Source organism: Stenotrophomonas sp. pho (genome assembly GCF_006228405.1).
Classification (GTDB): domain Bacteria; phylum Pseudomonadota; class Gammaproteobacteria; order Xanthomonadales; family Xanthomonadaceae; genus Stenotrophomonas; species Stenotrophomonas sepilia.
In genome coordinates, this window is sequence record NZ_CP029759.1 from 2,103,152 (window position 1) to 2,126,827 (window position 23,676).

At 66.7% G+C, this 23,676-nt stretch carries 19 protein-coding genes and 3 pseudogenes; 5 read left to right on the forward strand and 17 right to left on the reverse strand.

Annotated elements, in window-relative coordinates:
- Positions 1 to 2 precede the first annotated feature (2 nt).
- From flgL to DL544_RS09910, 12 genes are all read right to left on the reverse strand, one after another.
- Complete coding sequence (flgL, locus tag DL544_RS09855) at positions 3 to 1,205, reverse strand: flagellar hook-associated protein FlgL (protein ID WP_139727061.1); 1,203 nt, start codon at positions 1,203 to 1,205, stop codon at positions 3 to 5.
- Positions 1,202 to 3,082: a flagellar hook-associated protein FlgK gene (flgK, locus tag DL544_RS09860; RefSeq protein ID WP_139727062.1), complete on the reverse strand. Its 1,881-nt coding sequence runs from the start codon at positions 3,080 to 3,082 to the stop codon at positions 1,202 to 1,204. The genes flgL and flgK overlap by 4 nt, the downstream gene beginning before the upstream one ends.
- A gap of 8 nt (positions 3,083 to 3,090) precedes the next feature.
- A complete protein-coding gene (gene flgJ, locus DL544_RS09865) occupies positions 3,091 to 4,290 on the reverse strand; it encodes a flagellar assembly peptidoglycan hydrolase FlgJ (protein WP_005416454.1) in 1,200 nt (399 codons plus the stop codon).
- A 1-nt stretch (position 4,291) separates the two neighbouring features.
- On the reverse strand, positions 4,292 to 5,434 hold the full coding sequence (locus tag DL544_RS09870) for a flagellar basal body P-ring protein FlgI (RefSeq protein ID WP_032954158.1): 1,143 nt from the start codon (positions 5,432 to 5,434) through the stop codon (positions 4,292 to 4,294).
- Positions 5,435 to 5,436: 2 nt separating this feature from the next.
- On the reverse strand, positions 5,437 to 6,129 hold the full coding sequence (gene flgH, locus DL544_RS09875) for a flagellar basal body L-ring protein FlgH (RefSeq protein ID WP_005416456.1): 693 nt from the start codon (positions 6,127 to 6,129) through the stop codon (positions 5,437 to 5,439).
- A gap of 22 nt (positions 6,130 to 6,151) precedes the next feature.
- Positions 6,152 to 6,937: a flagellar basal-body rod protein FlgG gene (gene flgG, locus DL544_RS09880; protein ID WP_005416457.1), complete on the reverse strand. Its 786-nt coding sequence runs from the start codon at positions 6,935 to 6,937 to the stop codon at positions 6,152 to 6,154.
- 103 nt (positions 6,938 to 7,040) lie between these two features.
- A complete protein-coding gene (locus DL544_RS09885; RefSeq protein WP_139727063.1) occupies positions 7,041 to 7,790 on the reverse strand; it encodes a flagellar basal body rod protein FlgF in 750 nt (249 codons plus the stop codon).
- Between the two features lie 32 nt (positions 7,791 to 7,822).
- Positions 7,823 to 9,046, reverse strand: coding sequence for a flagellar hook protein FlgE (gene flgE / locus DL544_RS09890; RefSeq protein WP_005416459.1), 1,224 nt, complete (start codon positions 9,044 to 9,046; stop codon positions 7,823 to 7,825).
- Positions 9,047 to 9,078: 32 nt separating this feature from the next.
- Positions 9,079 to 9,762: a flagellar hook assembly protein FlgD gene (locus tag DL544_RS09895; RefSeq protein WP_005416460.1), complete on the reverse strand. Its 684-nt coding sequence runs from the start codon at positions 9,760 to 9,762 to the stop codon at positions 9,079 to 9,081.
- 23 nt (positions 9,763 to 9,785) lie between these two features.
- Entirely contained in the window at positions 9,786 to 10,193 is a 408-nt protein-coding gene (gene flgC, locus DL544_RS09900) for a flagellar basal body rod protein FlgC (protein ID WP_005416461.1), read from the reverse strand.
- A 3-nt stretch (positions 10,194 to 10,196) separates the two neighbouring features.
- Positions 10,197 to 10,592, reverse strand: a complete 396-nt coding sequence (gene flgB / locus DL544_RS09905) for a flagellar basal body rod protein FlgB (protein WP_005409576.1) — start codon at positions 10,590 to 10,592, stop codon at positions 10,197 to 10,199.
- A 138-nt stretch (positions 10,593 to 10,730) separates the two neighbouring features.
- A complete protein-coding gene (locus DL544_RS09910) occupies positions 10,731 to 11,675 on the reverse strand; it encodes a chemotaxis protein (protein ID WP_005416462.1) in 945 nt (314 codons plus the stop codon).
- Between the two features lie 231 nt (positions 11,676 to 11,906).
- On the opposite strand from DL544_RS09910, the pseudogene flgA reads away from it, so the two are divergent.
- The 4 genes and pseudogenes from flgA to DL544_RS09930 all read left to right on the forward strand — a co-directional run bounded on the left by flgA (position 11,907) and on the right by DL544_RS09930 (position 14,589).
- Positions 11,907 to 12,562: pseudogene (gene flgA / locus DL544_RS09915) on the forward strand (flagellar basal body P-ring formation chaperone FlgA).
- Between the two features lie 75 nt (positions 12,563 to 12,637).
- Positions 12,638 to 12,942: pseudogene (gene flgM / locus DL544_RS09920) on the forward strand (flagellar biosynthesis anti-sigma factor FlgM).
- Positions 12,939 to 13,277: a flagella protein gene (locus tag DL544_RS09925; RefSeq protein ID WP_065178557.1), complete on the forward strand. Its 339-nt coding sequence runs from the start codon at positions 12,939 to 12,941 to the stop codon at positions 13,275 to 13,277. The pseudogene flgM and the gene DL544_RS09925 overlap by 4 nt, the downstream one beginning before the upstream one ends.
- A gap of 91 nt (positions 13,278 to 13,368) precedes the next feature.
- Complete coding sequence (locus tag DL544_RS09930; RefSeq protein ID WP_053496680.1) at positions 13,369 to 14,589, forward strand: ATP-binding protein; 1,221 nt, start codon at positions 13,369 to 13,371, stop codon at positions 14,587 to 14,589.
- 93 nt (positions 14,590 to 14,682) lie between these two features.
- Here DL544_RS09930 and DL544_RS09935 read toward each other — a convergent pair whose 3' ends face one another.
- Positions 14,683 to 16,455 carry an EAL domain-containing protein gene (locus DL544_RS09935; protein WP_005416466.1) on the reverse strand — a complete coding sequence of 591 codons (1,773 nt, stop codon included), beginning with the start codon at positions 16,453 to 16,455 and terminating at the stop codon, positions 14,683 to 14,685.
- A gap of 3 nt (positions 16,456 to 16,458) precedes the next feature.
- Positions 16,459 to 18,561, reverse strand: a complete 2,103-nt coding sequence (locus DL544_RS09940) for a sensor histidine kinase (RefSeq protein WP_032954159.1) — start codon at positions 18,559 to 18,561, stop codon at positions 16,459 to 16,461.
- 130 nt (positions 18,562 to 18,691) lie between these two features.
- Here DL544_RS09940 and DL544_RS09945 point away from each other — a divergent pair.
- Positions 18,692 to 21,450, forward strand: a pseudogene (locus DL544_RS09945) (bifunctional diguanylate cyclase/phosphodiesterase).
- A gap of 136 nt (positions 21,451 to 21,586) precedes the next feature.
- On the opposite strand, the gene DL544_RS09950 reads toward DL544_RS09945, so the two are convergent.
- The 3 genes from DL544_RS09950 to DL544_RS09960 all read right to left on the reverse strand — a co-directional run bounded on the left by DL544_RS09950 (position 21,587) and on the right by DL544_RS09960 (position 23,676).
- Entirely contained in the window at positions 21,587 to 22,606 is a 1,020-nt protein-coding gene (locus tag DL544_RS09950) for a GAD-like domain-containing protein (RefSeq protein ID WP_139727064.1), read from the reverse strand.
- 187 nt (positions 22,607 to 22,793) lie between these two features.
- The gene (locus DL544_RS09955) at positions 22,794 to 23,300 is read right to left on the reverse strand and encodes a hypothetical protein (RefSeq protein ID WP_049461081.1); all 507 of its coding nucleotides are present in this window, start codon (positions 23,298 to 23,300) and stop codon (positions 22,794 to 22,796) included.
- Positions 23,301 to 23,367: 67 nt separating this feature from the next.
- Positions 23,368 to 23,676 carry a hypothetical protein gene (locus tag DL544_RS09960; protein ID WP_255313108.1) on the reverse strand — a complete coding sequence of 103 codons (309 nt, stop codon included), beginning with the start codon at positions 23,674 to 23,676 and terminating at the stop codon, positions 23,368 to 23,370.

Genomic DNA, 23,676 nt, shown 5'->3' on the forward strand with positions numbered 1-23,676 from the left:
CGTCAGCGCAGCTTGTTGAACAGCGACATCGACTGCATCTGCGAGAAGATCGTCTGCGCCGCCTGCAGTGCGGTGCTCTGCAGCTGGTACTGGCTCAGCGCATCGGCGTAATCCAGGTCGCGCATCTGCGACAGCGTGGTTTTCAGGGTCACGCCATTGGCCTCGCGCATGTCCGCCGCGTTGTCCAGTGCCTTCAGCTGCGCGCCTCCCGCAGCGCGCGAATCGATCATCCGCTCCGAGGCGCGCGCCACGTCGCGCAGTGCGCTCTGCAGCTGATTCTGCTGCGCAGTCATCTGCGCGGTGGTACCGGTGTCGGCACCCAGCGCGGCGACCAGGTTGTCCATGGTGGCGAAGATGTCGCGGCTGCTGGCGGCCTGTACGCTGAAGCTGTCGCCCGCTGCGGGTGCACCCGTGATGCGCAGGCGTACACCGTTCACTTCCAGGTCGTCGCCAGCCTTGTAGGTGCCGGTGCCGGTCACGTTGCCCGCACCATCCACCACCTCGTACTGGGTGCCGGTGGTGAAGCGCACGCTGAAGCCCTGGCCGTTCCAGCTGTCGCTGCCGTCGCGGGTGATGTTGGTCAGCACGCCGTTGCCGGTGTTGCCGGCCGCGGCGCTGCCGTCAACGAAGCCGTCGCCGGTGGGAATACGCATGAAGATCTCGCTGCCGGGCAGGGCGTCGCGCACATAGGTATCGGGGCCGACTTCAATCTGGCGCTGGGTCTGGTCGCCGCGATAGACGACCTTGCCGTTGATCTTGGCAAACGGCGGGTCACCGTCGTTGGTGCCACCGAACACATAGCGGCCGGTACCATCGTCGGCGTTGGCCAGCGAAAGCAGGCCATCGCGGATCTGGTTGACTTCGGTGATCAGCGTCTTCTTGTCCGCCGCGCTCAGCGCCGGATTGCTGGCCTGGATGGTCAGATCATTGACGCGCGCCATCAGGTCGTTGACCTGCGCCAGGGTGTTTTCCTGCACGCCCAGGCGGTTCTGCACATTGCCGGCGTTGAGCTTCATGCGGTCCAGTGCGGCCAGGCTGCGGTCAAGGCCGACTGCAGTGCCGGCGGCAACCGGATCGTCCTTGGCGCTGACGATCTTGCTGCCAGTAGCAATCTGCTGCTCCAGGTGGCTGAGCTTGGCCTGCTTGGCCATCATCAGCGACACCGACTGGTTGAACATCATGCTGGTGGAGATTCGGCTGCTCATCGGCGGACGGCTCCCAGGATGGTCTGGAACATGCTGTCGGCGGTGGAGATCAGCTGCGAGGCGGCCTGGTAGGCCTGCTGCAGGCGCAGCATGTCGGCGGCCTCTTCGTCCAGATTCACGCCGGAGACCTCGTCGCGGGCTTCCTGTGCCTTGTCATTGATCACCAGCTGCGCATCGAGCGAGTACTCGGCCGAGCGGGCGGCGGCGCCGACCTGGGTGGTCAGGCCACCCAGTGCACCGTTCAGTGTCACCGTTCCGGCGTTGAAGGCCTTCGTGCTTTCCACCTTGACCAACCTGGAGGCGTTGCTGTTGTCCGACGAACCAGCCGGGGTCGGGGTGATGTTGAAGGTATCGCCCACCTTCGGCGCACCGTCCAGTACGAAGCTCCAGCCGTTGGCACTGATGGTCTGGCCAGGCGTATAGGTCTGGGGCGGGCCACCGTCGATGGTGTAGGTGGTCGCCGAGGTGAACACGATCGCCGACGGATTGCGCAGGTTCGCGTTGGCCGAATCGGTGACGGTGACGCCGCTCAGTTTGCCGGTACCGGTGTTGGCGGTGGCGGCTGCGCCCTTGACTGCGGCGGCCGCGGCAATGCGCGACGGATCGGTGATGGCCATCTCCAGGCTGCCGGCCACGCCGGCGGTGGGCTGCAGCAGGAAGCGGTCATTGGCCGCCGGGGTGCCGCCGACGACCAGGTTCACGCCGTTGATCACCAGCGGATCGGCGGCGGTGCCGGTACCGGTCAGGGGAATGCTGGCGCCGGTGTCGGCGCGGCTGGCCTTCCAGGTGGTGCCATCGAACTGCAGCACCACGTTCTGCGCGTCCAGTTTGCCCAGGTCGCCATAGGTGGCGCTGAGGCTGGCGGTTCCGGTATTGCTGTTGTTGCCGGTCACGCGCGGGCTGCCGATGTTGAAGAAGTCCCCGCCCATCTGGCCATACAGATCCACACCCTGGTGGTGGACCTGGTTGAAGCTTTCGGCCAGGCCCACCGCCAGCTTGCCCAGTTCGGCCTGCGCAGGCGTCAGCACGGTGTCGCGGAATTCCAGCAGGCCACCGATCTGGCCACCGACCGCCTTCGGGTCGAGACGGATGGTGTTGCCCTGGGTCTCCAGTGCCAACTGCAGGCGCTCGGGCTGGTAAGGATCGGCCACGGTGGTGACCTTGGTGGCCGTGGTACCCACCACCAGCGCGTTGCCGCCGGCAGTGTAGACATTCATGATGCCGCCGTCCTGGATCACCGCGGTGCCACCGGTGTAGCCGATCAGCTGGGTGATCAGCTGATCGCGGCGGTCGAGCAGGTCCGGTGCAGCCGAGGCAATGTTGGTGCCGATGGCACCGTTGATCTGCGCGATCTCCTGCGCAAGGCGGTTGACCTCGGTCGCACCGGCCAGCAGGCCGTTGTTGACCTCGCTGTTGAGATTGTTCAGGTGCGTGTTGAGCTGCACGAATCGGTTGGCCAGCGCCTTGCCACCGTCGAGCATGTTCTGGCGGTCGGCGGTGCCGGCCGCGTTGGACGACAGGCCACTGACCGAGTCGAAGAAGTTCGACCAGACGCCGGCCACGTTGGTGGCAGCATCGGAGAACAGGGCGTTGACCCGGTCGGCCATGCCCGAAAGCTGCTTCAGGCGCGCCAGCTCACCGCTGCTGTCGAGCAGGCGCGAGATCGCCAGCTGGTCGGCCGTGCGACGGATGTCGGTGATGCGGGTGCCGTTGCCGACCGTGCCGTAGCCATAGTTCTGTGGATCGGCGGTGGCGAAGTTGACCTTCTGCCGGCTGTAGCCGGGTGTATTGAGGTTGGCCACGTTGTGGCTGGTGGTCGCCAACGCTCGCTGGAAGGCGAGCAGGGCACCGGTACCGGTGGAAAGTACGCTGGACATGGTGTTCCTCAACGACGGGTGATACCCAGCGCCGCGGTCGCGGTGCTGGCGAAGGTCTGGCCAAGGCGCGAGCCGGCGTCGGCCACGGCGGCTACGGCGCGCTCGATGGTCGGGCCGCCGGCGATCGCAGCGATCTTGGCGGCGTAGCGCGGATCGGTGGCGTAACCGGCGCGCTGGAGGCCACGGGCGAAGCCCTGCACGTCGGTGCCGGCCTGCAGGGCCTGCTGGTAGCGCGGGCTGGTCTTCAGCAGGCGCACGTAGTCGGCAAAGCTCTCGGCCGCTGAACCGTAGGCGCGGAAGCTGGCGGTTTCGTTGCGGCGCACGCCATCGACATATTCATGGGTGCCGGCCGTGGCGCGCTGGCCGTTCCAGCCAGTGGCCTTGATGCCGAACAGGTTGTGCGAGGTGCTGCCATCGGCATGCTTGATGTGGCGCTTGCCCCAGCCGGTCTCCAGCGCGGCCTGCGCGACCAGGGCGCGGGCATCCACGCCCAGTTCCCTGGCCGCGCTCTGTGCGTGCTGCCAGATACTGGCGACGAAGCCCTCCGGGGTATGCTCGCCGAGCTGGGCGACCGCGGTGCGCGTGGCCAGGGCATCGGCCGGGCTCACGGCCGTGCCGCGATTGCTGGCCGTCGCCGTCCACTGGTCGCTGTTGGCGGCCCAGTCCTCGCCCTGCAGGCTGCCGATGTACGGATCCTCGGTGCCCAGCGAGCGGTGCAGGCCGCTGCTCTCACGGCCGGCGATCAGGTCCAGTGCCTGCTCCATCGGTGCCAGCGCGGCCTGCGCACCGTGCTGCGCGCCTGCGGCCATCTGCTGCAGCATGCGCACGGCCTGGCTGCCATCTTCCAGGGGCAGCGACGGTGCCGGCCTGGCCGGCGCGTTGAGCTGGTAAGCGCGGCTGGCCTTGGCCGGATCCACGCGGGTATCCAGTGCCGGACCTTCGGCGGCCTGGCCGGACAGCTGGCGGGTGATCATGCCGGACAGGCCCAGGCCCTTTCCGCGGGTCATCGCCTCGGCAATCTTCTGGTCGTACATGTCGCGGAACATCTTGTTCTCGCCGGGAAACAGCGAGTCGCCGAAGCTGGCATCGCGCATGCTCTTGACCAGCATCTGTGCGAACTGGCCTTCCAGCTGGCGAGCGACCTTGTCGATCTTCGCCGGATCGTTCTGCTGCGCCGGGTGCAGGTCGAATGCGGGATTGATGCGCATGTCAGATCACCTCAAGCTCGGCACTCAGTGCGCCGGCCTGCTTCAGGGCTTCCAGGATCGCGATCAGGTCGCCCGGTGCCGCGCCTACGGCGTTCACCGCATGCACGATTTCGTCCAGGGTGGTGCCGCCGCTGAACTTGAACATGCGGCTGCCGTCGTTGGTGGCGGTGATGGTGGACTGCGGGCTGGCAACGGTACGGCCGCCCGACAGCGCATTGGGCTGGCTGACGTTGGTGTTTTCCTGGATGGTCACGGTCAGCGAACCATGCGATATCGCGGCCGGCCCCACGCGCACCTGCTGGCCGATGACCACGGTGCCGGTGCGTGAATTGACCACCACCTTGGCCGGGGCGCTGCCCGGGGTCAGTTCCAGGTTCTCGATGCGCGCCAGCAGGCCGATGCGTGCGCCCGGATCGGTCGGTGCGGTGACGGCGACGGTCACGCCATCGATCGCGCGCGCCGCGCCTTCGCCGAATGCGTTGTTCAGCGCGGCGACCATGCGCGAGACCGTGGTGAAATCGTTGTTGTGCAGGTTCAGGGTGATGTCGCCGCCGTTGGCCAGCGGATCGGGCAGGGCACGCTCCACGGTGGCGCCGTTGGGAATACGGCCGACGCTGGGCACGTTCACCGAGACACGGGAGCCGTCCTTGCCCTGCGCGCCAAAGCCACCCACGATCAGATTGCCCTGGGCGATGGCATAGATCTGGCCATCGGCGCCGCGCAGCGGGGCCATCAGCAGCGAGCCGCCGCGCAGCGACACCGCGTTGCCGATCGAAGACACCGTGATGTCGATCGGCTGGCCCGGCTTGGCGAACGGCGGCAGTTCGGCGTGGATCGCCACGGCGGCCACGTTCTTCAGCTGCGGATTGACGTTCGGCGGCACGTTCACGCCCAGCTCGCCAAGCAGGTTTTTCAGGCTCTGCACTGTAAAGGGTGCCTGGCTGGTACGGTCGCCGCTGCCATCCAGGCCGACCACCAGGCCATAGCCCACCAGCGCATTGCCGCGCACGCCGCCGACCTGGGCCAGGTCCTTGATGCGCTCGGCGCTGGCAGGCGCAGCCATTGCCAGCAGAAGGAAGAATGATCCGTAGAGCGACGCCATGCGTCGCTGCCACGTAGAAGAGAAGAGAGCTTTCATGGCCATACTCAGAACGGCGTCAGGCCGGAATTGAAGAAGCGGCTCAGCCAGCCCATCGCGTTGGACTGCGCGACCGGGCCGCGGCCGCCGTAGACGATGCGGGCCTCGGCCACGCGGCTGGAAGGGATGGTGTTGTCCTGGCTGATGTCGCCCGGGCGCACGATGCCCTGCACCTGCACCAGTTCATCACCCTGGTTCAGCCGCAGGTTTTTCTGCCCCTGCACCACCAGGTTGCCGTTGGGCAGGCGCTGGATCACCGTGACCGTGACGCTGCCCTGCAGGCGGTTGCTCTGCGCGCTGTTGCCCTTGCCGGTGAAGTCACGCGCGCCCTTGGCCGTCGCACTGAGGATGTCCTTGCCGCCCAGGGTGACCGGCGCACCAAGGATGGACGGCGTGCCCAGGCTCAGGTTGGATTCCTTGTTGGTGGCTGTGTTGGCGCTGGTCTGCGCGGTGGTGTTTTCCAGCAGGGTGATCGTCAGCAGGTCGCCGACATCGCGTGCGCGGCGGTCCGAATACAGCTGCAGGGTCGGGCCAGCGGCGTAGATCGCACCGGCCGTGGGCGCGGCCTGCGGCGGCATGATCGGCTGGATCGGTGCCATCGCCGGATAGGGGCGCACGTCGCCCGCGATCACGCAGCCACCGAGCAGGGCGACCACGGTGCAGGCGAGGGCAGTACGGGCGAGGTTGGAAATGGGCGACATGGCGGTTTCCCGGTTGGGCCGGTCAGATCTTGTTGTTGAGATAGCCGAGCATCGAGTCGGTGGTGGAGATCGCCTTGGCATTCATTTCGTAGGCGCGCTGGGTTTCGATCATCGACACCAGCTCTTCCACCACATTGACGTTGCTGCCTTCCAGCGCACCCTGCACCACGGTGCCGAGGCCGTTCAGGCCGGGATTGCCGTTCTGTGCCGGGCCCGAGGCCGTGGTCTCCAGGAACAGGTTCTCGCCACGCGCCTGCAGGCCGGCCGGATTGACGAAGTCGGTCAGGGTCAGCGCACCGACTTCCACCGAGGCGGCGTTGTCGGCCATCTTCACGCTGATGGTGCCGTCGCTGCCGATGGTGACCGACTGCGCGCCCTCGGGAATCTGGATGCCCGGCTGCACCGGGTAGCCGCTGTTGGTGACCAGCTCGCTGTCCTGGTTGATCTTGAACGAGCCATCACGGGTGTAGGCCGAGCTGCCGTCGGGCATCTGCACTTCGAAGAAGCCGCGTCCGTTGACCATCACGTCCAGTGCGCGGCCGGTCTGCTGCTGGCCACCCTGCTCGAAGTTCTTGGCGGTGGCGACCACGCGCACGCCGGTACCCAGCTGCAGGCCGGTCGGCAGCTGCGTCTGCGCCGACGAAGAGCCGCCCGGCTGGCGCACCTGCTGGTACAGCAGGTCCTCGAAGCTGGCGCGGTCCTGCTTGAAGCCGGTGGTGTTGGTGTTGGCGAGGTTGTTGGAAACCACCGACATGCGCATCTGCTGCGCATCCAGTCCGGTTTTCGCGATCCACAATGCCTGGTTCATCTTCGGAGTCCTGTCTGGGTGAAGCCGGCCGCGCAATGCGGCCCTTGGTAGCGGGTGTGCAAGCGGTGTGCCAGCGCCGCGCCCGGGCGGCGCCGGAAATCCGTCAGCTGCCCAGGCGGAGCAGGCTGTTGGCGCTGCGCGCGTTGTCGTCGCCGTGCTTGATCACCTGAACCTGCATTTCGTACTGGCGCTGCAGCTGGATCATCTGCACCAGCGCACCGGCGGCATCGACGTTGCTGCCCTCCAGTTGCCCGCTGTGCACGGCGGTGCCCTGTGCCGGTGCGAACGGCTGGCGCGGGTCGGTGTTGCGGAACAGGCCATCCAGGCCGCGCTCGAGGCGCTCGTCCGGCGCCTGCACCACCTTGATCCGGCCGATCTGCGCCATCGTCTGCGGGCCTTCGCCCTGCGGGATGATCGAGATCGTGCCGTCGGCGCCGATCTCCATCGCCTGGTAGGGCGGAATGGCGACCGGGTTGTTGTTGTCATCCAGCACCGTGCGGCCGCCAGAGGTCACCAGCTGGCCGTTCGGCGTCACCGACAGGGCTGCGCCACGCGTATACGCTTCGCTGCCATCGCTCGCCTGCACCGCCAGCCAGGTGCCGCTCTGCAGTGCAAGGTCCAGCGGTTTGCCGGTGATGTGCTGCGCGCCGGGCCGGCGGTTGAAGCCGGCGTCGACGTGCAGCGCATCCACCCGCGAGGCAAAGCCCGGACCCTTGATCGGGAAGGCTTCGGTGTTGGCCAGCGCTTCCTTGAAGCCAGGAGTGTCTGAGTTGGCGAGGTTGTGGCTGAGCGTTCCCTGCGCCTGCAGGGAGGCGCGGGCACCGGTCATCGCCACGTAAAGGGCTTTATCCATGCGGGGAGTTCCGTGACAGGGTCAGCAGCTCATCAACGGATGTTGATGACGGTCTGGGTGATCTGGTCCTGCGTGGTGATCATCTGCGCGTTGGCCTGGAAGTTGCGCTGCGCGGTGATCATGTTGACCAGCTGCTCGGTGAGATCGACGGTGGACGCTTCCAGCGAGCCGGCCTGGATCTTGCCGAGATTGGAGGTGTCCGGCATTCCGGTGCGCGGCGTGCCTGACTCGAAGGTCTCCACCCACAGGTTGTTGCCCTTCGATTCCAGTCCCTGGGTGTTGTTGAAGGTGGTCAGTGCGACCTGGCCCAGCGGCTTGTCGTCGCCGTTGGAGTAGCGCGCATAGACCACGCCCGACTCGGACACAGTGATCTCGTTGAGCTTGCCGGCGGCATAGCCGTCCTGCTGGGTGTTGCGCAGGGCGAACTTCTCGCCGTACTGGGTCGAACCGCTGATGTCCAGCGTCATGTTCAGCTGGCCAGCGCCCGTGGTCGGGGTGAAGGTGCCGAGGCCAACCTTGCCGTTGGCCGGGGCGGTCAGCTTGCCGCTGTTGTCGAAGGTGACCGCGGTCGGGGTGCCAGCGGGCTGGCCATCGACATAGTTGTGCACGGTCCATTCGTTGGGGTTGGCGCCCTTCACGAAGTACGAGACCTGGATGTGGCTCACGCCCAGCGAGTCGTACACGGTGATGCCGCCGCTGGAGTGGTTGTAGCTGTTGGAGTCGGTCGGGTCGAACGTGGCCACGGTCGGCTGCTTGGCGTTGGCCGGCAGGGTGAAGCCCACCTTCACTTCGCTGGTCTGCTTCGGCGGGCTGTCGGTGGTCAACAGCTGCAGGTCGACCAGGCGGCCGGCATCGAAGTTGGTGCCATCGGCATTCGGCGCGAACACCTGCAGGCGCGCGCCCTGCGGATTGACCACATAGCCGGCCGAATCGGTCTGGAAGTTGCCGGCACGCGAGTACACACGCGAACCGTTCATGTTCATGGTGAAGAAGCCCTCACCGGAAATGGCCATGTCCAGGCTGCGCCCGGTCTGCTCGTTGTGGCCCTGGATGAACTGCTGGGCGACGTTGGAGACGCGCACGCCCGAGCCGGTCTGGTTCTTCGACAGGCCATAGCTGGTGGAGGCGAACAGATCGGCGAACTCGGCGCGCGACTGCTTGAAGCCGGTGGTGTTGACGTTGGCGACGTTGTTGGCGGTGACGCTCAGGTCGGTGTTGGCAGCATTGATGCCGGACAGCGAGACATTGAAGCCCATGGGATGCTCCTGGTTGATGCGGGATGTGCGGCTCAGCTGACGCGGAGCACGTAGTCGATCGGGGCCGTGCCCAGGCCCTTGAGGTTCAGGTACAGGCCGTCGGATCCGACGGTCACGCTTTCCACCGGCGCCTGCACATAGGTGGACAGCTTGGTGCTCTTGCCGGCGGTATCGACATGGTTGGCAACGATGGAATACTTGCCCGGCTCCATGCGCTTGCCATTGGCGTCCTTGCCGTCCCACTGGAAGGCGGTTTCGCCTGCTGCCTTGGCTTCCACGCTCAGCGAGGTGACCTTGGCGCCGGTGGCATCGGTGATATCCACGGTGATGATGCCGGCCGACGGCGCGGCCACCGTGCCCTCGACGCTGCCTTCCTTCTCCAGCACCAGCTTTTCCGATGGCACCAGCACCTGGTGGCCGACCAGCGCCGCGCCACGCAGCACCTGGTCGCTGGCCATCGATTCCTGGAAGCCCTTCACCGTCTTGTTCAGATCGGTGATGCCCTGCACGGTGGACATCTGCGCCATCTGCGCGACCATCTGCGTGTTGTCCATCGGCTTCAGCGGATCCTGGTGCTGCAGCTGCTCGGTCATCAGGCGCAGGAAGTCGGCCTGGTCGAGCGTGTTCTTCTTTTTCGTGGCGTTGCTGTTGGGGGCGTTCAGGCCCAGCGCGGAATAGACGTCCTGGCTGGTCTGGTTGTTGACGGCGGTGGTCATGGCGGTATCCGGTGCTGCGGGCCTCAGCGGCCCATGGTCAAGGTGGCCAGGGCCAGTTCCTTGGCGGTGGTCAACATCTCCACGCCGGCCTGGTAATTGCGCGAGGTCGAGATCAGGTTGACCATCTGCGCCACCGGATCGACGTCGGGCTGGTAGATGTAGCCATCGGCGTCTGCCAGCGGGTGGCCCGGCTCGTAGCGCTTGATCGGCGCCGCCTCGCTCTGGGTGATCTCCTTCACCTTCACCGAGGTGATGTTGGGATCGTTCTTGCTGGTGACGGCCTGGAAGATCGGCTCCAGCGGCTTGTACACGGCGTCGGCAGAACCGGCGACGGTGTCGGCATTGGAGAGGTTGGAGGCGATGGTGCTCATGCGCACCGACTGGGCCTGCAGCGCGGAGCCGGCGATATCGAAGATCGGCAGGTTGCTCATGGCTTATTGCCCCGTGATCGCGGTCAGCATGGAACGCACCTTGCTCTCGACGAAGCTGAGCGAGGCGCGGTACTCGAGCGCGGCTCGGCCATAGGCGGCACGCTCGGCATCGGGATCGACGGTGTTGCCGTCCAGGCTGGGCTGCACGCCCTCGCGCGCGATCTGGAACGGGTTCAGGCCACTACTGATTTCGTAGTGCTGCTCATGGGTGGTGGCCATCAGGCCGTTGGCATCCTGCCCCTGGGCATGGCGCAGGGCGGCATCGAAGTCCAGGTCCTGGGCCTTGTAGCCGGGCGTGTCGGCATTGCCGAGGTTGCTGGCGATCAGCTTCATCCGCTGTTCGCGCAACGGCATGGCCTGGGCGTGGACGCCCAGGTAGTCGGTAATCAGGTTGCGCACGGTGCACTCCCACGGGAACGTTGCCCGGGAAGCTGCAAGGGGTGTGCCAAATTCGAGAGGGTAGTGCCGGCCGCTGGCCGGCTCCCCGATGGATCTGCGGTTGCCGGCCAGCGGCCGGCACTACCGGATCAGTGGCCGTCAGGCCGCCATCGCCACCTTGCGCAGGCGGTCCAGCACGAAGTCAGCCAGCTCGTGCGGCGAGTACTTGGCGACGAAGGCGTTGGCGCCGACACGCTCGACCATGGCGTTGTTGAAGACACCCGACAGCGAGGTGTGCAGCAGCACGTAGAGGCCGGCCAGGCCCGGGTGGCGCCGGATTTCCGTCGTCAGCGTGTACCCGTCCATGGCCGGCATCTCGATGTCGGAGATGACCATGGCATAGCGTTCGGCGGGGTTTTCGCCCGAGGCTTGGATCTGCAAGAGGTGGTCGAGAGCCTGCTTGCCATCGGAAAGCAGGGTGGCACCCACGCCCAACTGATCCAGCACGCTGCGGATCTGCTGGCGGGCCACGCGCGAGTCGTCCACCACCAGCACCTGCAGCTGGGGGCCATCGGCGGGCATTGCCATCGCCGGATCGAGTACGGCGTCACCGCGGACCTGGGCGATATCGGCCAGCACGCTTTCAACGTCGATCACCTGGATCAGCTCACCCTGGAAGCGGGTTACCGCGGTCAGGTAGCTCGACTCGGCGCCAAGCTCCGGCGGCGGGTGGATGTCTTCCACCGCGATGTTGACGATGCGTTCGACGCCGCTGACCAGGAACCCCTGGATCGAGCGGTTGAATTCGGTGACGACCAGGTAACCCGGCGAGGTATCGGCATCGGGCTCACGTTCGGGGTGGCCGATGGCCAGGCCCAGGTCCAGCACCGGCACCGAGCGGCCGCGCACGTCGGCCACGCCGGCGAACTGGCTGGGCAGGCCGGGTACCTGGAACAGCTCCGGGCGCCGCAGGACTTCCTGCACCTTGAAGACATTGACGCCAAAAAGCTGACGTCCGCCGAGACGGAACAGCAGCAGCGCCAGGCGGTTGTGGCCGGCCAGGCGGGTCCGCTGGTCGATCCGGTTGAGCAGGTCATGGGACATGGCTGCTGTATCGGCGCGTTGGGCGCCAAACTTGAGGGCGCTCTGCCACTGCGCGCTCCGCACCGCAATTGTGGCGTCGCCCCATGTTCGACCGGGGCTCTTGTAGCGTCGAGCGATGCTCGGCTGGCTGTTGGGCGCAAAGCGGTCGAGCATGGCCTGACTCTACAAGTGCCCCTCTGGCACACCCCTTGCACGCACCTGGGCCAGCTCTTGCCGATTGAAGGAGGCGCCATGTGCCGGGTCACATCTCTATTCGCCATCGCGCTGGCCGTGGCCTCGCCGTGGGCGGCTGCCGCCGACTGGCAGCCGGTGGCAAGCATCCGCGCGGCGGCCTTGTCGACGCTGCCGGCGGGCAGCGAGGGCGAGGCCCAGGTGGCCGATGCGCTGCGCCTGCCGAAGTGCGGGGGGCGTTACAGGTGCAGCCCACCGCCAACACCACGGTGGAAGTCAGCTGTCCGGATGCGGGCGGCTGGCGCCTGTTCGTGCCGGTAAAGGTGCGGCGCAACCAGACCGTACTGGTGCTCAACCGCGGAATCGGCACTGGAGAAACCCTCACTGCCGCCGATATCACCACTGCCCAGCGTGACGCTGCCCGGATTGCCGGCGCGGTGCTGTCCGATCCCAATGCAGCGATCGGCCGCGTCGCCCGCCGTCCGTTGCAGGCCGGAGCCCTGCTGTCGAACAACGATCTGGTGGTGCAGCGTCTCATCAAGCGAGGAGACAATGTGGCCCTGGTGTCGCGTCGCGGCTCGGTCGAGGTCCGCATTGCCGGCCGTGCGATGGGTGATGCCGGTGAGAACGAACGGGTCTCGGTCGAGAACCTGTCCTCGCGGCGGATCGTGCAAGGCACGGTCGATGCCGCAGGTGACGTAATCGTGGCGCGTTGAATTACCGCAAAATATCCCTAAAGATCACGGCCCTGCGGCCGTTATCCCTTGTGAACGGCAACTCCAGGACACCCCATGAGCCAGAAAATCGACGGCAACCTGCAGGTCCCCAGGCACTGCGCAGCGTGACGACCCCGGCCAACAAGCCCGGTGTCAGCACCGATGCGGCGGCGCGCCCGGTCGAGGCGGCCGACAGCCTGCGCCTGACCGGCGAGGCCACCAATCTGCAGGCCATCGAGCGCGAGCTGACCACCGCCCCGGCGATCGACGCCCAGCGCGTGGCCGCCGTGCGCGAGTCGCTGCAGAACGGCACCTACAAGATCAATCCGGACGCGATCGCATCGCGCATGCTCGATCTGGACCAGCAGCTGCACGGATGACTGCGGCGATGAGCGAGCCGCTGCAGCGTCTCGCCCAGGCCCTGGACGTTGAACGCCAGGCCCTGGTCGAGCACGACGTGCACGCCCTGATCCGGGCTACCGGCGCCAAGCTGGAAGCGTTGCGTGCGCTGGAAGGCGCGCCACCGGTGGGCGAGAGCGAACAGCTGCAGGAACTGGCCGAGCGCAACCGGGCCAACGGCGTGCTGCTGTCGCGCCGCCGCCGCGAGGTGAACTGGGCGCTGCGCCAGCTCGGCCGCACCGAAGACGCCTCGGCCTACGATGCCAAGGGCCAGTCGCACACGGTCAGCATCGGCCGGCCCCTCGCCGTCGCCTGAGGCGACGGCGGTCGCATAACCCCTCCCGGCGGGCTGAAGCCCGCTGCATGACCGCGTATATTGGGCGCCTGTTCGAACGTCCCGAGTCGCCGTGTCCGCTGCCAACGCCCTGGTTACCGCCCCCCTTCCGCCGCAGCCGGTGCTGCAGGCCCTGCTTGAGCGCCTGCGCGAAGGCCTGCTGCTGTTCACCGATGACGGGCGGGTGGCCCTGGCCAATCCGGCCGCACAGAACCTGCTGGCCAGTGGCGAGGACGGCGGGTTGCCGCCGCCGCAGCGCCTGCGCGAACTGCTGCCGCCCGATGCGCTGGAACAGGCTCGCCAGCATGGTCACTGGAATGGCAGCCTGCCGCTGGGCGAGGGCGTGGTCATCGCCCATCTGTACCACCATGGTCCGGTCGGCCAGGGGCATTTCCTCGCCCTGTTCCGCCACATCGAAGGGCAGGAAGACTACGAACGCGAGCTGCAGCAGCGCCATGCCGAACTGCGCCAGGCCTACCTGCGCCTCAATGGCACCCAGGAAAAGCTGCTGCAGTCGGAGAAGATGGCGTCGATCGGCCAGCTGGCCGCCGGCGTCGCGCACGAGATCAACAACCCGATCGGTTACGTGCACTCCAACCTGGGCAGCCTGCAGGAATACCTGCGCAGCCTGTTCACCGTGATCGAAGCCTACGAGCGCGCCCTGCGCGCGCCGGACCCGAAAGCGCTGATTCCGGAAATCGATGATATCCGTGACCGTCTGGATATCGATTTCATCAGCCGCGACCTGCCGCAGCTGATGGCGGAATCGCGCGAAGGCATCGAGCGGGTCACCCGCATCGTGCGCGACCTGAAGGATTTCTCGTATTCCGGCCGCGACGAGTCGTGGAAGCTGGTCGACCTGCACGCGGGCCTGGAATCGACCATCAACATCATCTGGAACGAACTCAAGTACAAGGTCACCCTGGTGCGCGAGTTCGGCCAGTTGCCCCTGGTGGAGTGCCTGCCATCGGAGTTGAACCAGGTCTACATGAACCTGCTGCTCAACGCCGGCCATGCCATCGCCGAGCGAGGCACGATCACGGTGCGTACCGGCGTTGATGGCGATCACGTTTGGGTCGAGTTCGAAGATACCGGCGGTGGCATCTCGCCGGAACTGCGCCAGCGCATCTTCGATCCGTTCTTCACCACCAAGCCGGTGGGCAGTGGCACCGGCCTGGGCCTGTCGATCTCCTACAGCATCATCAACAAGCACCACGGCCGCATCGACCTGGACAGCACGCCCGGCGTGGGCTCGCGCTTCCGCGTGGTGCTGCCGGTCAAGCAGCCGCGCTGACCGCTTCTGGCAGTGCCGGCCGCTGGCCGGCAACCTCATTGAACCCGATATCCAGAGCAGCCGGCCAGCGGCCGGCTCTACCAGAGGGGATGGTTACCGCAATGGGCGATCCTCGCCGCCATCTCCGCTCTCCACCGGCGCCGGGCCGGCATTGCTGCGGCGCTGTTCCTCGTACGTGCGGAACGCCTGGTGGATGTGCTTGCGCAGCTCGTCGTCGTTCCACGGCTTGGTCAGGAAGCGATAGATCGCGCCGCGGTTGATCGCATCGGTCACCGTGTTCAGATCGGTGTAGCCCGACAGCACCAGGCGGATCGTATCCGGGTACAGCATCTTCACCCGGCCCAGGAACTCGGTGCCGCTCATGTCGCTCATTCGCTGGTCGGACAGGATCACCTGCACGTCGTTGATCGCCAGCAGGTCGAACGCATCGCGCACGTTGCCGGCGGCCAGGATGCGGTAGCCGTCGCGGCGGAACAGGCGCACCAGTGAGCGCAGCACGTTTTCCTCATCATCCAGCAGCAGCAGCGTCCGGTCCGGGCGCGTCTCGGCGAAGGCTTCCGGGCGCAGGTAGCGGCGGCGCAGGGTCATGCCGGCGGCATCGGCCGACATCGGTTCGCCGAACAGGTAGCCCTGGAACACGTCGCAGTCGTTGCGGCGCAGGAAGCCCAGCTGCGCCTGCGATTCCACGCCGTTGGCAATCACGGTCATGCCCAGCTGGTGGCCCATGGCGATGATCGCGCGGGCGATGGCCGCTTCACGATTGCCGGCCGGCGCGCTCTTGATGAAACTGCGGTCGATCTTCAGCTTGTCCACCGGGTAGCGCACCAGCGCGCTGAGGCTGGAGTCGCCGGTACCGAAGTTGTCCAGGCTCAGGCTGATGCCTTCGTTGCGCAGGTTGGCCAGCGTTTCGTGGACGAAATTGACGTTGTTGGTCAGCGCACTCTCGTTGATCTCCAGCGTCAGCATGTGCGCCGGTACGCCCGCCGCCTGCAGCAGTGACATCACTTCGGCGAAGAAGTTCGGCCGCAGCAGCTGCAGGGTGGACACGTTCACTGCGATGGTGAAGTCATCGAAGCCCTGGTCGCGCCACAGCCGCGCCTGCTTCAAGGCGCCTTCCAGCACCCAGGTGCCGATCTGCACGATGATCCCCAGGCGTTCGGCGGTGCGCATGAAGCGCTCCGGCACCAGCATGCCCAGGGTCGGCGACTGCCAACGCAGCAGCGCTTCCATGCCCACCACGTGGCCGTCGCGCGCGCTTACCAGTGGCTGGTAGCGCAGCTTCAGCTCGCCATTGGGAATGGCATCGACGATCTGGCGCGCGATGATGCTCTCGCTGTGCGCGCTTGGCGGGGTGTCCACCGCATGGATGCGCACGGCATTGCCGCCTTCGCGGGCGGCCTGGTACAGCGCATCCTCGGCATGGTCGAGCAGGCGCGAGGTGCTGCTGGCATGTTCCGGGCACAGGCTCACGCCCAGCTTGCCGGTCATGAACAACGTGTACGGCAGCACCGACAGCGGCAGCTCCATCTGTTGGCGGATCTCCTCGGCGAAATCCTCCGGCAACGGCAGATCGGCGGTGCGCGGCACCGCGATCAGGAACTCGTCGCTGCCATGTCGCCACAACTTGCCGCGCCCGCGCAGGTAGGACTGCAGGCGCTGTGCCACCAGCACCAGCGCCTGGTCGCCCACTTCGGCACTCATGTTTTCATTGACCGATGCGAAATGGTCGATGTCCACGTGCATCAGCATCAGTGCGATGCCGCCTGAGGCTGCCTCGGCAACCATTGCCTGCAGCTCGGGGTTGCCGGCGCCAAGGCGGTCGGGAGCGTCATCGATGCTGACCGGGGGCAGGTTGGGATTCCACATGGTTCAGTATTCCGGTGAATCGACGGCAGCCCTGCTGGCCGCCTGGTAGGGGAGGTGGACATCGACCAGGGTGCCTTCGCCATGCGCGGATTCAATCCGCACGTGGCCACCGACGCTCTGTGCGCGCTCGCGCATCACGATGAGGCCCAGGCCGCGCGGGCCGTCCGGATCGAAGCCTTCGCCGTCATCGCGGATCTGCAGGTGCAGGCCGCGCTGGCCGACATCGCGCAGCTGCAGCAGGACCTGGCTGGCGCGCGCATGGCGCAGCGCATTGGTCAGGCTTTCCTGTGCGATGCGGAAGCAGGCCTGTTCGATGCTGTTGTCGGGGCGATGCGGCAACGGCTCGATCTCGGCCAGCAGCTCCACCGGCGAGGAGCGGAACAGAACCCGCGCCTGCCAGCTGAGTGCTGCCTCCAGGCCCAGTGCATCCAGCTGCGGGGGGCGCAGCAGGGTGGAGATGTCGCGCAGTTTGGCCACGGTGGTGTCGGCCAGGCTGACGATCTGCGCCAGATCCTGCCCACGCCGCTGCGGATCGTCCTCTTCCAGCGCCGCGTGCGCCGACAGCTTGATCGCGGTGATGGCCTGGCCGATGTCATCGTGCAGGTCGCGCGAAATCGCACGACGTTCGTCCTCCTGCAGCGAGAACAGCCGCCCGGCCATCGCCTGCAGTTCGCGGTTGCTGGTTTCCAGCGCGCTGCGGATGCGCTCGGAATCACTGAGGTCGCGCACGATCAGCAGCTTGCAGTCGCGGCCACCGTAGCGCACGTCGCCCACCGCCAGGCCGGCATGGAAGCTGCGGCCGTCGCCGCGCTGCATGGCCACCACGCTGCTGTGGCCCGGTCCCAGGTGCGGCTGGCCGGCACGCAGCTGGCTGCGCACCCGCGGCAGGTCTGCGGCAGCGACCAGCGCCGACAAGGGCTCGCCCAGCAGGGTATGGCTGCCGTAGCCGAACAGGCCGGCGGCCCAGGCGTTGGCGTACAACACATGTTCGTCGGAGAGGATCACCACGCCGTCGGGCAGTACCCGCACCAGCTCGCGGAACTGCTCCTCGCGCTCGCGCAGCAGTCGCCGCGACTGCTCGCGTTCGGTCACGTCCTGCAACGTGCCCAGCACGCGGTTGCGGCCAGCCTCATCGAGACCACTGGCGGCGCGCAGGTGCACCATCAGCGCGCGCCCGTCCATCGACAGCAGCGGCAGCAGCACGTCCACCTGTACCGGCTCGCCGGAGCACAGCTCGGCCAGCAGCTGCTCGGTCTGGGTGGCGGTGGCCGGGTCGGCCGGCACCAGCAGTTCGTCGAAGCGGTGCCAGCGGCGGGCTTCGGGCGGGCGGCGGCCGAGCAGGCGATAGACCTGGTTGGAATAGCGGCCCAGCCCGGTGGACGGGTCCAGCTCCCAGGCGCCGATGCGGGCCAGTTCGTGGGCTTCTTCCACCCGTGCCAGCGCCTGGTCGCGACGCAGCTGGGCCAGGTCCTCGGCAGTGCGATCGATGGCGATCAGCAGGCGCGCATTGTGACCGTCGTAACTGATCGCGTTGGAGCGCAGTTCCATCTGCCGCAGCGCGCCATCGCGCAGCTGCAGCTGCGCGCGCAGGATGCACAGCTCGTCGGGCGCCTCGCGGATCGCCTCCAGCTTGGCCTGCAGCGCCTGGCCCTGTCCGGGTGGCCACAAGGCGTCGATGGTCTGTTCCAGCAGCTCATCGCGCTCCCAGCCGAAAGCGGTGCAGGCGGCTGGGTTGGCGTCGAGGATCGCCAATGTGTCCAGGTCATAGACGAGGATCGGGCCGGGGTTGCCCTCGAACATCTGCCGCAGGCGCAGCTCCGAGGCCTGCTGGCGGGCGTGGGTATGCAGCACGTGCTCGGCCAGCGGGCGCAGAAGCAGGTACAGCAGGCCCGCGCTGGCCAGGGCGAAGAACGAGCCCTTCAGGCCCTGCCACAGGGCCGCCTGCTGCGGATCGGGCACCAGCGCCTGCACCACGCTGTCGGTGGAGATCATCCAGGCCAGCGCCATCACCAGGTAGCTCAACACCACCCGTCGCCGGTCACGGCTCAGCGCCTGCGCCATCCGCGGGTCGGGAACTGGGGCGTTGCCGGTCGGTTCTGCGGGCATGGACGGGGAGGGTGAAAGGGGCGCCGGTCATCTTACCCCGCAGCGTGCCGTCACCACTCAATTATCCGCCGCAGGCGCCGTTAACCACTGCGTGCCCCGCTGACGGGCGAGTCATCCGGAGCAAGATCGCGTGGACCAAGGGATCATCGCCAGCCTGCTGCAGCACCCGCTTGCGTCGGCGCTGGTCATCGTCGACCGTACCGGGCGCCCGCTGGCGGCCAATCCGGCCGCGCGCGAGCATGGCCTGCCGGCCACCGTGGCTGCCTATGCGCCAATGCTGGAAGATCTACGCCTGATGGCCGCCGATGGCGGCATCGTGCCCTGCACGCTGCCAGGCGGCCCGCGCGGCCACTACGACGGCCACCTGCGCGCCGTGCATGACGGTGCCGGCAACCTGCTGGCGTTCACCCTGAGCATTCCCGAGCCGGTGCCGGTCGATGGGGTGGGCGCTGGGAACTGGCACTGGACAGCGCCGGTCATAGCCTGTGGGACTGGGACATCCCCAGTGACCGGGTGGCGCGCACGCCGGCGCTGGGCGACGAGACGGCCACCGAACTGCTGTCGCGCGTGCACAGCGAGGACATCGACCAGGTGCGTGCCGCGCTCGACGAGCACCTGCGCGGGCGCAGCGAGCAGTACAGTGCACAGTTCCGCTTCCGCCAGGCCGATGGCCAGTGGCGTTGGGTGCTGGATCGCGGCCGCGTGGTCGCGCGCACCGCTGATGGCCAGCCGCTGCGCATGGTCGGCACGCATACCGATATCGAGCAGCAGAAGCAGCTCGAATCGCTGCTGCAGGAACAGCAGCTGCACCTGAGCGAGGCCCAGCGCATCGCCAGCATGGGCAGCTGGTCGTTCGACCCCAACAGCGGGCACTTCTGGTGGTCGCCGGAACTGCGCTCGCTGCTGGCGCTGGAGCACGGCGCCGTGCCCGGCCAGCGGCGCTGGCTGAAGCAGCTGCATCCGCGCTCGCGTGGCGCGTTGCGTGCGGCATGGCGGCGGCTGTGGCGCGATGGTCGTGCCGCCAATCTCGAGCTGGAGCTGACCCGTGGCCATGAGCCATCACAGCACCTGCGGCTGTGGATGCAGCCGCTGCTGGACATGGACGGGCAGCCCAAGCGCCTGCTCGGCCAGGTGCAGAACATCACCGAACAGCACCAGACCGACGCGTTGATTCGCTGGCGCACCGAACTGCTGAACCGGGTTTCCGCGCTGGGCCGCATCGGCGGCTGCGAGATCGAGGTGCAGACCCGGAGCATGCAATGGACCGAGGAATGCTATCGCATCCACGGCCTGCGCAAGGAGCCGATCACCCTCGATCAGGCGATGGCGCTGTATACCGAAGACTCGCGCGATGCGTTCGAGGCGGCGCTGGCCCGCATCGCCAACGGCGGCCTGCCCGAGCAGCTGGACCTGTGCTTCTACCGCCAGTCCGGCCTGCGTGTCTGGGTGCAGGTGCTGATCGAGCTGGATCGTCGTGACGGACTGCCGCCGCGCTTCGTGGTGCTTTTCCGTGATATCACCCGCGAGCGCGAGGCCAACGAGCGCATTGAACTGCTGGCCCACTACGACCTGCTGACCGGCCTGCCCAATCGCGTGCTGCTCGGCGAACAGACCGCCGAGGCCATCGAGGAGGCGCGTGATCGCGGCACCTCGTTGGCGATGCTGTTCATCGACCTGGACGGCTTCAAGACCATCAACGACAGCTTCGGCCACGCCACGGGTGATGCGCTGCTGAAGGCTGCCGCGACCCGCCTGCACCAGAACCTGCGCAACAATGATCTGTTTGGCCGTTTCAGCGGCGACGAGTTCATCGTCGTACTGCGCGACCTGGCTGAGCCCGAGGATGCGGGACATGTCGCCCGCAAGCTGATCGCCTCGCTGGCCGAGCCGCTGCGCCGTGGTGAGACCACGCTGAAGGTCGGTGCCAGTGTCGGCATCGCGATGCTGGGTGATGCGCAGACCGATTTCGATTCACTGCTGCGCGCTGCCGACGCCGCGATGTACGCGGCCAAGGAAGCCGGACGCAACACCTACCAGTATTACAGCCAGGACGCACTGGCCCGCATCCAGCGCAGGCTGGAGCTTGAGCACGCGCTGCACGGTGCGATCGAGCGCGAGGAGTTCAGCCTGGCCTATCAGCCGCTGCTGCATGCCCACCAGGGCGAGCCGCCGGCAATTGAAGCACTGCTGCGCTGGCATCGCCCCGGCATCGGCTATTGCAGCCCGGCCGAGTTCATTCCCATCGCCGAGAAATGCGGCGAGATCGTACGCATCGGCGACTGGGTACTGAACGAAGCCTGCCGTCAGGCAACCGCCTGGGACCGGGCTGGACTGCACTTCGACCGCATCGCGGTCAACGTATCGGCGGTGCAGCTGCGCGACCGTGGCTTCGCCGAACGTGTGATCGAGATCTGCCATGCCCACGGCTGGCCGCCGCAGCGGCTGGAGCTGGAGCTGACCGAATCGGCGCTGATCCGTGACACCGACATCCTGCGCCACTGCTTCGACGTGCTCGAACGGCACGGCGTGCCGCTGGCGGTGGACGACTTCGGTACTGGCTTCTCCAACCTCAACTACCTCAACCGCTTCCCGGTGGGTCGCCTGAAGATCGACCGTAGTTTCGTGCAGGGCATGCTGCACGATTCGGGCACGGCCGAAGTGACCCGGGCCATCGTGCACCTGGGCCACGCGCTGGGCATGAAGGTGGTGGCCGAGGGCGTGGAGACGCACCAGGAAGAAGACATGCTGCGCCGCCAGGGCTGCGACGAAATCCAGGGTTACCTGTACTCGCGCCCGCTCAGCCCGCGTGACCTGGCGCAGTGGCTGCGTCAGCAGCGTCCGTTACCGATGCGCACCGACGCCAGCAGCGAAGCAGTGCTGGTGCGCTGACCACCCGCCGCTGGTAGGTGCCGACCGTTGGTCGGCACGGTTGCCGCATGGCGTGGATCTACTCAAAGAGCCAGCATCTGGTAGTTGCCGACCTTGGTCGGCGTGCACGCTGGTTCGCCCGTTGATGTGTCCGCCGTCAGCGACGCTGCGCAAGCTCTGCGAGCACATCCAGCGCCTTGCGTTTTACCAGGCTGCCTAGCCGCCAGCCGTGCTCTGACACCGGCTCCTTCGAGCTGTAAATCTCTCCGTCGCCCAGCGGCCCCAACATCTCACGGGCTCGCCAGAACATTGGCTCCCCGTCCTCGGCCAGAACATCCAGTTCGGCAGCATCCAATGCAAGCAGGAAGTCGTGCAGGCGTCTGTCGCGGTCGATGTTGCTTGCTGGAAGAGTCAGTGTTGCTGGCGCGCATAGGTAACCTTCGTGGGGTTCAAGCGTGAGTTCGACTCCGGTTCGCTCGCCACAGATCAGCATCTGGCCGAATGGCGAGATCGCATAGACATGGAAATCATCTTTGCCCCATAGAGGACTGCCCGCCAGAAGGGCGGCGAGCACCGATTCGTACCCCGCAGGGTTCACCAAAGCCAGTCGATCATCGTGATAGCGCGCAAGACCGTCGCGCTGCCACAGTGCCAGCAATGCGTCCGTGAACCTGCCTTTCCAGAGCGTCAGCATGGTGTCAGCAACAGGCGAGCCTGGAGTACTGGTTTGCAGTTGATCCAGAAGGCTCGTCGTGAAGAGGGCGGAAGTATCGGTATCCACGACTGCCGAGACGTTCTCCGGGTGGTCCCGGTCCTCCGGACCTTCCGGCAGCAGGTTGAGAAATGTCAGCATGCTCTCGGCCCGTGCAAGCTCCAGGTTCGATTCCTCGCCCGGAATGGCGCTTGCCTTGCTTCCGGAGACAAGCAACAAGGCGCCCGTTGGAAGCTCATGCCACGGGGCTTCAAGGATCAGATAACGTCGCGGCGCCTGTTCGGCATCATCGTCAAGGATGATGACTGGCGGGCCGTCTTGCACGCACCCCGCGGACACTTCAACTGCTGCATCGATCACACCCGCTTCAGGATCGTAAGCATCGATCGGAGCGGAGTAGGGCTGCTGGAACGCTCCAAACGTCTTCAGCGCCTGCTGAAGCGCCCCAAGGGAATCGGGATCCACGGTCAATGGGACAAGGGGGTGCCGGAAGCTGCAAAGCAACTGAGAGGCAGAGAAGGGCGCTGGTCATCGGGCTGGCTTGATCTGAACCGCAATCGGCCCCTTCACGATGAAGGGCGCATGGTTCACGGTCCATGCAAACAGTCGGAAATGCTGGCATCGCGGGGCGTCATCCACGCACGGCGTGGATCTACCTTGGAAACTCCGCCTTCAACTGCATGCGCAGCGCCTCGACAATGGCCGCATAGCGCCGCTTCTGCACCAGATAGCTGGCCAGGAACAGTGGCAGTACCAGCAGCATCGGCGCCACCATCGGGCGCATCGCCACCAGTGGCAACAGCAGCAGCGACAGCATCGCCACGAACCAGCTGCACAGGCCGATCACCCGCACCTCGTGCCGCCGTGCGTTGAGCACGATGCGTCCACGCATCACCGGGAAGTAGCGCAGGCCGAAGCTCGGCGCGAAGCTCTCGCGGAACGCCATGCTGCCATCGGGCAGCGCATGGAAGGCCAGCCGCAGCCACTTGTCCTGCGGCAGGTCACGCTCCAGGCTGCCCAGCGAGAGCCGGGCCTGCATGGCCGGCGGCGCCGCGATGCGTTCGTTGAACAGGGTGATGCCCCAGCTGAAATAGCCGGCCACCCAGGCCATCAGGAGGACGGTCTCCAACAGCACGAGTGCGATCAGGGTGATGGCCATAGGTCTTCCATGGACGGGACCGGGCAATCATGCCATGCGGGATGCCCCACCCACGCAGGGCGTGGATCTACTTCAGGGCTTCGCCATCCAACCCCATGTCCCACGCCAGCCCCAACAGCTCGTCGTCCGCCGGCGATGGCGCCGGGCGCGCGTCCGCCAGCTGCTGCAGCTCGCAGATTTCCTCGCGGGCGACCTCTTCCAGCTTTTGCAGCTGCTCACGCACGCTCGCGTTGCGCGGGCGCTCGGTGTCGGTGAGGGAGGGCAGGGCGCGGATCAGGGTCATGGTGCGCGTACAGGATGCATCCAGCGGCGGGTTACAGGCAAAGGCCCCGGACGAACCGGGGCCTTGCGGGCTGCCGGCGAGGGCAGCGGACAT

Excerpts from the sequence above, each read along its gene's own strand:
- flgL (WP_139727061.1), bottom strand. The coding sequence starts at position 1,205 with ATGAGCAGCCGAATCTCCACCAGCATGATGTTCAACCAGTCGGTGTCG.
- flgK (WP_139727062.1), bottom strand. The coding sequence starts at position 3,082 with ATGTCCAGCGTACTTTCCACCGGTACCGGTGCCCTGCTCGCCTTCCAG.
- flgJ (WP_005416454.1), bottom strand. The coding sequence starts at position 4,290 with ATGCGCATCAATCCCGCATTCGACCTGCACCCGGCGCAGCAGAACGAT.
- DL544_RS09870 (WP_032954158.1), bottom strand. The coding sequence starts at position 5,434 with ATGGCCATGAAAGCTCTCTTCTCTTCTACGTGGCAGCGACGCATGGCG.
- flgH (WP_005416456.1), bottom strand. The coding sequence starts at position 6,129 with ATGTCGCCCATTTCCAACCTCGCCCGTACTGCCCTCGCCTGCACCGTG.
- flgG (WP_005416457.1), bottom strand. The coding sequence starts at position 6,937 with ATGAACCAGGCATTGTGGATCGCGAAAACCGGACTGGATGCGCAGCAG.
- DL544_RS09885 (WP_139727063.1), bottom strand. The coding sequence starts at position 7,790 with ATGGATAAAGCCCTTTACGTGGCGATGACCGGTGCCCGCGCCTCCCTG.
- flgE (WP_005416459.1), bottom strand. The coding sequence starts at position 9,046 with ATGGGCTTCAATGTCTCGCTGTCCGGCATCAATGCTGCCAACACCGAC.
- DL544_RS09895 (WP_005416460.1), bottom strand. The coding sequence starts at position 9,762 with ATGACCACCGCCGTCAACAACCAGACCAGCCAGGACGTCTATTCCGCG.
- flgC (WP_005416461.1), bottom strand. The coding sequence starts at position 10,193 with ATGAGCAACCTGCCGATCTTCGATATCGCCGGCTCCGCGCTGCAGGCC.
- DL544_RS09910 (WP_005416462.1), bottom strand. The coding sequence starts at position 11,675 with ATGTCCCATGACCTGCTCAACCGGATCGACCAGCGGACCCGCCTGGCC.
- DL544_RS09925 (WP_065178557.1), top strand. The coding sequence starts at position 12,939 with ATGACTGCGGCGATGAGCGAGCCGCTGCAGCGTCTCGCCCAGGCCCTG.
- DL544_RS09935 (WP_005416466.1), bottom strand. The coding sequence starts at position 16,455 with ATGTGGAATCCCAACCTGCCCCCGGTCAGCATCGATGACGCTCCCGAC.
- DL544_RS09940 (WP_032954159.1), bottom strand. The coding sequence starts at position 18,561 with ATGCCCGCAGAACCGACCGGCAACGCCCCAGTTCCCGACCCGCGGATG.
- DL544_RS09955 (WP_049461081.1), bottom strand. The coding sequence starts at position 23,300 with ATGGCCATCACCCTGATCGCACTCGTGCTGTTGGAGACCGTCCTCCTG.
- DL544_RS09960 (WP_255313108.1), bottom strand. The coding sequence starts at position 23,676 with ATGTCCGCTGCCCTCGCCGGCAGCCCGCAAGGCCCCGGTTCGTCCGGG.